The 8,376-nt window shown below is 46.0% G+C and carries 9 protein-coding genes; 8 read left to right on the forward strand and 1 reads right to left on the reverse strand.

Annotation, left to right across the window (positions count from 1 at the left end):
• Positions 1 to 89 precede the first annotated feature (89 nt).
• The 4 genes from coxB to AB4513_RS16515 are packed head-to-tail and all read left to right on the forward strand — an operon-like array spanning position 90 to position 4,529.
• Positions 90 to 1,292, forward strand: coding sequence for a cytochrome c oxidase subunit II (gene coxB / locus AB4513_RS16500; protein ID WP_009845664.1), 1,203 nt, complete (start codon positions 90 to 92; stop codon positions 1,290 to 1,292).
• Positions 1,289 to 2,950, forward strand: a complete 1,662-nt coding sequence (gene ctaD / locus AB4513_RS16505) for a cytochrome c oxidase subunit I (RefSeq protein WP_009845663.1) — start codon at positions 1,289 to 1,291, stop codon at positions 2,948 to 2,950. Before coxB ends, ctaD begins: the two co-directional genes overlap by 4 nt.
• Positions 2,951 to 2,961: 11 nt before the next feature.
• Positions 2,962 to 3,606, forward strand: coding sequence for a cytochrome c oxidase assembly protein (locus tag AB4513_RS16510; protein WP_009845662.1), 645 nt, complete (start codon positions 2,962 to 2,964; stop codon positions 3,604 to 3,606).
• 38 nt (positions 3,607 to 3,644) lie between these two features.
• Positions 3,645 to 4,529 carry a cytochrome c oxidase subunit 3 gene (locus AB4513_RS16515; protein WP_009845661.1) on the forward strand — a complete coding sequence of 295 codons (885 nt, stop codon included), beginning with the start codon at positions 3,645 to 3,647 and terminating at the stop codon, positions 4,527 to 4,529.
• Between the two features lie 63 nt (positions 4,530 to 4,592).
• On the opposite strand, the gene AB4513_RS16520 is transcribed toward AB4513_RS16515, so the two are convergent.
• The gene (locus tag AB4513_RS16520; RefSeq protein WP_009845660.1) at positions 4,593 to 4,823 is read right to left on the reverse strand and encodes a DUF2909 family protein; all 231 of its coding nucleotides are present in this window, start codon (positions 4,821 to 4,823) and stop codon (positions 4,593 to 4,595) included.
• Between AB4513_RS16520 and AB4513_RS16525 the strand changes: the two genes are divergently transcribed.
• From AB4513_RS16525 to cyoE, 4 genes are all read left to right on the forward strand, one after another.
• Entirely contained in the window at positions 4,762 to 5,640 is an 879-nt protein-coding gene (locus AB4513_RS16525; RefSeq protein WP_102257518.1) for an SURF1 family protein, read from the forward strand. The genes AB4513_RS16520 and AB4513_RS16525 overlap by 62 nt on opposite strands.
• Positions 5,633 to 6,241, forward strand: a complete 609-nt coding sequence (locus AB4513_RS16530; protein WP_009845658.1) for a hypothetical protein — start codon at positions 5,633 to 5,635, stop codon at positions 6,239 to 6,241. Before AB4513_RS16525 ends, AB4513_RS16530 begins: the two co-directional genes overlap by 8 nt.
• 102 nt (positions 6,242 to 6,343) lie before the next feature.
• Entirely contained in the window at positions 6,344 to 7,399 is a 1,056-nt protein-coding gene (locus AB4513_RS16535) for a heme A synthase (RefSeq protein ID WP_009845657.1), read from the forward strand.
• The gene (cyoE, locus tag AB4513_RS16540; RefSeq protein ID WP_009845656.1) at positions 7,389 to 8,363 is read left to right on the forward strand and encodes a heme o synthase; all 975 of its coding nucleotides are present in this window, start codon (positions 7,389 to 7,391) and stop codon (positions 8,361 to 8,363) included. The genes AB4513_RS16535 and cyoE overlap by 11 nt, the downstream gene beginning before the upstream one ends.
• The last annotated feature ends 13 nt before the right edge of the window (positions 8,364 to 8,376 follow it).

An 8,376-nucleotide genomic window follows, 5' to 3' on the forward strand; every position in this document is an offset into this window, starting at 1 on the left:
CTCGCAACGAATATAGCTCGTAACGAAACACAGCTCGCAACGACATTTAGGTCGCAAGTATCCAATTAGGAAGGATAAGGAGAGATCTTTTGAAAAGATTACTGGTTAGGCTAGCGTGGCTTTTGAAAAGTTTTGTTGTGGTTTTGGTGTCGCCTTTGGTGCATGCAAGCAGTGAATACAACATGACTCAAGGTGTCACTGAGATCAGCGGTAAGGTATACGAGCTTCATATGCTGATCTTCTATATCTGCTGTGCGATTGCCTTTGTTGTTTTTGGAGTGATGTTCTATTCGATTCTGAGGCACAGAAAGTCGAAGGGTGCGGTTGCTGCCCATTTTCACGAAAGCACGAAAGTAGAAATTCTTTGGACCATCATTCCTATTATTATCCTTATCGCTATGGCGATACCCGCCACTAAAACCTTAATAGCGATGGAAGACACCTCCCAATCAGATCTGACCGTAAAAATCACAGGGTCACAATGGAAATGGCACTACAGCTATTTTGGTGAAGACGTTGAGTTTTTCAGCCTCCTAGCAACCAGTGACAAAGAGATTGAAGGCATCGAAGTGAAAGGCGCGCATTACCTGCTAGAAGTTGATAAGCCACTTGTACTGCCTATCAATCGTAAAGTCCGCTTTTTGATGACTTCCGATGATGTGATTCACTCATGGTGGGTGCCAGCATTCGCCGTTAAGAAAGATACCATTCCAGGTTTTATTAATGAGGCTTGGACAAAGATAGATGAGCCCGGCGTCTACCGCGGGCAGTGTGCAGAGTTGTGTGGCCGCGCTCATGGTTTCATGCCGATAGTGGTGCATGCCATGGAAGAAGACGAGTTTGACGCATGGCTAGCAGAACAGAAAGAGTTGGCGATAGCCGAACAACAAGCCGCGAAAGATGCATTAGATGCGTCACTTTCTTTGGAAGAGTTGAATACCATCGGTGAAGAGGTTTACAAAACTCGATGTGCGGTTTGTCACCAAGCAAACGGTGAAGGCATTCCCGGAGCATTCCCTGCTATCAAAGGAAGTCCTATTGCCCTTGGTGATGTGGATGTTCATATCGACACCATTGTTTATGGTCGTGGCGGAACGGCGATGCAAGCATTCGATAATCAGTTAACCGAGAAAGAGATCGCAGCGGTAGTGACTTATCAACGAAATGCTTGGGGTAATAACACCGGCGATATTGTTCAGGCTTCAGATATCAACGCTTATAAGGCGAAGCAAGAAGGCAGTTCTGAAAGCTCAACGGATGATGCACAAAATGATGCTAAGGATCAGTTATGAGTTCACCAATCAATAAGCCGGTGAAATCGGCTCCAGCAGAAGATCAAGCACTGAGCCATTCTGTAGAAGGCACATTGGGTAATAATGATTTGCCTGTTGATGATCACGACTCACATGCGGCACCTAAAGGCTGGGCTCGTTGGCTGTATTCAACCAATCATAAAGACATTGGCACATTATATCTTTGGTTCAGTTTTGCGATGTTCTTAACGGGTGGTGCCATGGCAATGGTGATCCGTGCGGAGCTGTTCCAACCAGGGTTACAACTCGTTGAGCCCGATTTCTTCAATCAGATGACCACTGTCCATGGCTTGATCATGGTGTTTGGCGCAGTAATGCCCGCTTTTACGGGCTTGGCTAACTGGATGATTCCGATGATGATCGGAGCTCCAGATATGGCGTTGCCGAGAATGAACAACCTCAGTTTCTGGATTCTGCCTTTTGCATTTTTAATCTTGATCGGATCTTTGTTTACTGAGGGAGGCGGGCCGAGTTTTGGTTGGACATTTTATGCTCCGCTCTCAACAACTTATGGCCCAGACAGCACCGCGCTATTCGTATTCTCAGTTCATATTATGGGGATCAGTTCGATCATGGGGGCGATTAACGTGATCGTAACCATAGTGAACATGCGCGCGCCGGGTATGACTTGGTTCAAGCTACCGATGTTCGTATGGACATGGTTAATTACCGCTTTCTTATTAATAGCCGTGATGCCCGTGCTCGCGGGTGCGGTTACCATGGTGCTGACCGACAAATACTTTGGTACTAGCTTCTTTGATGCCGCTGGTGGTGGGGACCCGGTGATGTTCCAGCACATATTCTGGTTCTTTGGGCACCCTGAAGTGTACATCATGATCTTGCCGTCTTTTGGTATTGTCTCAGCCATCATTCCAGCATTCAGTGGCAAGCGTCTGTTTGGCTACCACTCTATGGTGTACGCGACTTGTAGTATCGCATTGTTGTCATTCTTGGTTTGGGCGCACCACATGTTCACCACGGGTATGCCAGTATTTGCCGAATTGTTCTTCATGTATTGCACTATGCTGATTGCGGTGCCGACCGGGGTGAAAGTCTTCAACTGGGTGGCGACCATGTGGCGGGGTGCTTTGACTTTTGAAACCCCAATGCTGTTTGCGATTGCCTTTATTGTTTTGTTTACGATTGGTGGGTTATCTGGATTGATGCTTGCTATCGTGCCTGCGGATTTCCAATACCACGATACCTATTTTGTTGTGGCTCATTTCCATTATGTTCTGGTGACAGGCGCCGTGTTCTCAATTATGGCCGCAGCTTATTACTGGCTGCCGAAATGGACAGGGCATATGTACGACCACAAGCTCAGTCTGTGGCACTTCTGGACGTCGGTAATCTCAGTTAATGTACTGTTCTTCCCTATGCACTTTTTAGGGCTAGCGGGCATGCCGCGTCGTATTCCAGATTACGCCATTCAATTTGCTGACGTTAACCAAGTGGTATCGATTGGTGGTTTTGCCTTTGGGTTGTCTCAGTTGATTTTCTTATGGCTGGCTATTAAGTGCGTAAGAGGCGGAGAGCCTGCACCAAGCAAGCCTTGGGATAGGGCTGAAGGGCTAGAATGGACAGTACCAAGCCCAGCGCCTCACCACACCTTTACTCATCCACCTAAAGTAGACTAGAGGGATTAGCTATGAGTGATAAGCAAAGCGATCCCAATCAAGATAAAAAACAACCAAAGCGCCTGTCTAATAAGCGCTCGACTAAAAAGCTGACGGGCTACTTGGTGTTGAGCGTGGTCGCGATGTTTGGCTTCGGTTTCGCTTTGGTTCCTCTGTATGACGTAATGTGTGAAGCCTTGGGGATCAACGGCAAAACCAACACGGTCTCTGCCGTTCAACCTCAGGGAATGCAGCCTGATTACTCTCGTACTGTTCGTGTTGAATTCATGTCGCACATTAAGCCAGATATGCCGTGGCAGTTTTCGCCTGAGGTTCGAGTATTAGAGGTTCATCCTGGTGAGGTGGTTCAAACTAACTACATTGCCAAAAACCTTTCTGGAGCCTCATTGGTTGGCCAAGCCGTACCATCGGTTTCTCCAGGTATGGGAGCAACTTACTTCAATAAGATGGAATGCTTTTGCTTTAATCAGCAGCCATTGGACGGGCACAAGAGCGCAGAAATGGGTTTGATATTTTACATTGAGCCAGATATTCCAGAATCGATACATACACTCACGCTCTCATATACGCTGTTTAACATCACGAGTCAGGTGAGTGGAGAGGCAAGTAAGCCTGAAGTGAGTACATCAACATTGAGCACACTCGCAAGTAACTAGGGGTTTACAGAACCAGAATCAACAAAAGGAGTTGAGCGATGAGTTCTAAAAAGGAAGTTTATTTCGTTCCACACCAAAGCCACTGGCCATTGGTGGGTGCTGTAGCACTGTTTTTGGTCGCAGTTGGCGCTGGCTTGACGGTGCAAAACATGGGCACCGACGCCGCAGGTGGAGTATTTGGCAAAGCGGTGTTGTTAGTCGGGTTTGCAGTGCTGCTTTACATGCTCGCAGGTTGGTTTAGCAATGTGATCACAGAATCATTGAGTGGTCTCTATTCTGAGCAGATTTCTCGTTCTTTTAGACAAGGAATGAGTTGGTTTATTTTCTCCGAAATCATGTTCTTCGGCGCTTTTTTTGGCGCGCTTTTCTATGCACGCATGATTTCTGTTCCTTGGATTGGTGGTGCGGGCAATAATGAAATGACCCATGAAGTATTGTGGCCGATGTTCCAATCAATATGGCCGCTAACGACTACCCCTGATGGCGTAACGACACAAGCCATGCCTTGGCAAGGTATCCCGCTTAAGAACACCATTATCCTGCTGCTTTCCTCTGTGACGCTGCACATGGCACATATCAGTCTTGAACAAAATAAGCGTATGGCTTTGATCGTCTGGTTGGAGATAACCATTGTTCTGGCTGGCTTCTTCCTGTTCTTTCAAGTTGAAGAGTATCTTCACGCTTATCAAGAGATGGGGCTGACACTTCAGTCTGGTATCTACGGCAATACCTTCTTCTTGTTGACTGGGTTCCATGGTTTGCATGTCTGTTTAGGAACTATCTTTTTGATCGTGTTGCTGGCAAGGGTTGCGAAAGACCACTTCACTCCGAAAGACCACTTTGCGTTCCAAGCGGGCAGTTGGTATTGGCACTTTGTTGATGTGGTTTGGTTAGGCCTGTTCGTGTTTGTCTATGTACTTTGATGATATACGGGGCTGCTTTAAGTCGTGTATTGAAGAATAAATAAGTTTGAAAACTTGAATGCCTTAGTAAGGTCTTGGATTTGGAGTGATGGTGCCTGAGGCTAGGGCAAGTAACAACAATAGCACGACGATGGCAGACAGCATCACACGGCGACCTAAGAAGTGACTCAGTCTTTTGCCATTGTGTTTACCAGAGGCGATTTGAATTAGGCCTTTCATCAAATTGAAAGCGATGAAGAACAGCAAAGCGACTAACACAATTTTAAACAACAACACAAAGGTAGATGACGCCATAGTGATAACTCCAAACCGATTGATTGATGATGAACACAAGTTCCGCAGTAAAGGTTTTTGGATAGCGGTTGTTTTAACTGTGGTTTCAGTCGGCGCTTTAATCAAGTTGGGTTTGTGGCAGTTAGATCGAGGTAACGAGAAATTGCGCTATGAACAGCAGCTATCAGAAAGAGCGCAGCAATCGTCTAGGTCATTGGACACGGTTATCTCTGAATGGAAGGGCTCGCGTACACAAATGCAAGGTGCATCTGAACAGCCGTCTTTAAATGGTTTGAGAGTTGACCTTGAGCTGGAAGCACCCAGTGGATTAGTGGTTTTGTTAGACAACCAGATTAACCAAGGAACGGTAGGGTATGTGATCTACATGTTGGGCGAAGTTCCAACACAAGATGGAAGAAAACAACTGTTGATCGATCTTGGGTTCGTTGCAGCGAGCCGTGACAGAAGAGAGCTACCCCAATTAGGAAGCATCACACTACCAACCAATATGTCAGGGCGTTTGTACACACGTTCGTTGAACCCTCTAAGTCATGAGTTGGGATTAGAAAATACGACACCGAATAGAATTCAAAACTTAAACATAACAGCGCTATCACAGTACACCGGGCAAGAAGTGCTGCCCTTTGTCTTCCAACCTCAGAGTTTAGATGCATGGCCCTATGAAATGTTATGGCGTCCAACGGCGATGAAATCTGAGAAGCACTTTGGTTACTCATTTCAATGGTTTGTTATGGCTGCGGTACTTTTGTTTTTGATGTTGTTAATTGGCTATCGGTACCTAAAAGCGACACCTATCACGGAGAACAACGATGGATAAGTCTCAAGCACAAGTGAACAGGGAAAGTACCGAGGCAAACATGGCTGAGCTCAGAAGCCGTCGTACTAAAGGACGCTTGGTATTAATCGGACTCGTTTTAATTTTCGCTTTGCCAGCCATTATCGCCAAAACTGTGTTGGATCAAAATTGGTATACGTCAGGTGTCACTAACTCAGGCGAATTGGTAGAACCAAGAATTACACTAGCGGATTTCGGCGTAACGGTACCCATGGCTGGAGAGGGTTGGGTTGTGGGTTATATCGCTCCCACAGAGTGTGAAAGCTTATGCGAACAACAACTCCATTATTTGAATCAAAGTTACTTGGCGCTAGGGAAAAACAAAGAGCGAGTGACCGCCGTTGTTTTCGTCTCAGAAGGTAACTCGTTGTCGGGTTCGCTCAACAAGCCTGATTTATCTTTGTTAGCAGGTGGTGATCAATTAAGTACTGAGTTTGCACCAGCTTCCATTGTCATAATTGACCCACTCGGGCAATTGGTTATGGAATACAAAAGTGTTTCTGATCCTTCGCAGCTAGTCAGCCAATCTAAAGGCATGATTCATGATTTAAGAAAGCTACTCAAGCTGTCACGAGTTGGGTAGTTAATCAGCTTAAGTTGATAAGCTTGAGTTGATGAGCTTTAGCAGATTGCGTTAATGCTGAGTGTTGTTAGCGAAAAGGGAATAAGTATAGGGAGATAAACGATGCAGAATAAAGCCCCTGATTTACTCATGCACATGATGAGATTAACTATCTTGTTAACCCTTACCGTGATTGTGCTCGGCGCTTATACCCGTTTGTCTGATGCTGGCCTTGGCTGTCCTGACTGGCCTGGGTGCTATGGAAAGATTACCGTTCCCTCGAATACCCAAGCCGTTAATCAAGCCAATCTACAATTTCCAGAACGAGCTCTCGAAGCAGACAAAGCTTGGATAGAGATGATCCACCGCTACTTTGCAGGAACATTAGGGCTGCTTATCTTTGTCGTTGTTGCTTGGTGTATTAAAAAGAATATAACAGCTGCTGGTCTTCCGTTACTTATCTCTGCAACCGTGATATTTCAGGCTTTGCTTGGAATGTGGACGGTGACTCTCAAGTTGATGCCCGTTGTGGTTATGGCGCATTTGATGGGGGGCTTCACGTTGTTGTCACTGCTGTGTCTGCTCTACTGTCGTTTGTCTCAATTCCAAAGCCGTTTTGGTGAGGCTACCTATTCTTCACCACTTAAAGTCTCGGCACTATTCGGATTACTCATTGTGGTTGGGCAGATACTGCTTGGTGGCTGGACATCGTCTAATTATGCCGCTCTGGTGTGTACCCAATTACCTATCTGTGAAGGGAACTGGACAAGCTATTTAGATTTCAAGAATGCCTTCGATTTTGCTCAACACGGCCATGATAACTATGAGTTTGGCGTGTTGGAGTATCCCGCAAGGCTTACCATCCATGTCATGCACAGGTTCGGGGCTATTGTGGCGACGTTAACGGTGCTGATGATCGTGTACCAGCTATGGAAATTTGGCCAAGCGCCTCACCAAAAGCTGAGCGTGATTGTCGCAATAGTCCTGTTTACTCAAATTAGCCTTGGGATCAGTAATGTATGGTTTCATCTGCCAATCTCAGTTGCGGTTTTGCATAACCTAGTCGCAGCGATGTTGCTCATCAGCATGGTTGTAACCAATTTTGTCGTGTGGCAACACAAACCGAGTGAGAGCTTGGTGAAAAACAGTGTATTACAAGGAGGTAATCATGGTCAGTAGAACGTCAACACAGTATGAAGTGGTGGCTCAAGACGCAGCCTTAACTCATAAGATAGCAGTCAACAATGACATAGCTTTAAGTAACGAAATTGCTATAAAAAACAAAGCCACTTGGAAAATTTATTTAACGCTGACCAAGCCTAAAGTGGTGGCTTTGATGTTGCTGACGGCATTGGTTGGAATGTGTTTGGCTGTGCCTAATGGATTACCTTTACAGCAAACTGTGTTCGGGATGATTGGGATAGGGCTGATGGCAGGTTCAGCCGCTGCGTTTAACCATTTGATCGATAAAAAGATCGACGGCCAGATGACTCGAACAAATCGACGTCCTTTACCATCCGGTGAACTGAGTAGTGTGCGTGTGTTCAGCTTTGCCGCGGGTATCGGCTTACTTGGGTTTGCCACGTTAATGGTGTGGGTCAATCAACTCACCGCTTGGTTAACCTTTGCAAGCTTGTTGGGTTACGCAGTGATTTATACCATGTACTTAAAACGAGCGACGCCACAAAACATTGTGATCGCAGGGATCGCAGGCGCAATGCCACCTCTACTGGGCTGGACGGCAGTCACCAACGAGCTTCATTCAAATGCTTGGTTGTTGGTGATGATCATCTTTATTTGGACACCTCCGCACTTCTGGGCGTTGGCAATTCATCGTCGTGATGAGTATGCCAAAGTGAATATTCCCATGTTGCCCGTGACCCACGGAATCGAATACACCAAGACTTCAATTTTGCTGTATACATTGTTGTTAAGCATCGTGTGTGTGTTACCAGTATTAGTTGGCATGAGCAGTTGGATATATCTGAGCGCGTCTTTGGTGCTCAACGGTGGGTTTGTCTATCACGCGTGGGTTCTGAAATATCGTGATGAACCTAATATGGCGATGAAGACCTTTAAGTTCTCCATTTATCATCTTATGATTTTGTTTGTTGCTTTGTTGGCGGATCATTATCTGCTCTGATAGCTCTGATAGC

This window comes from Vibrio sp. 10N.222.54.E6, assembly GCF_041473955.1.
In the GTDB taxonomy this organism is placed as follows: domain Bacteria; phylum Pseudomonadota; class Gammaproteobacteria; order Enterobacterales; family Vibrionaceae; genus Vibrio; species Vibrio tasmaniensis_A.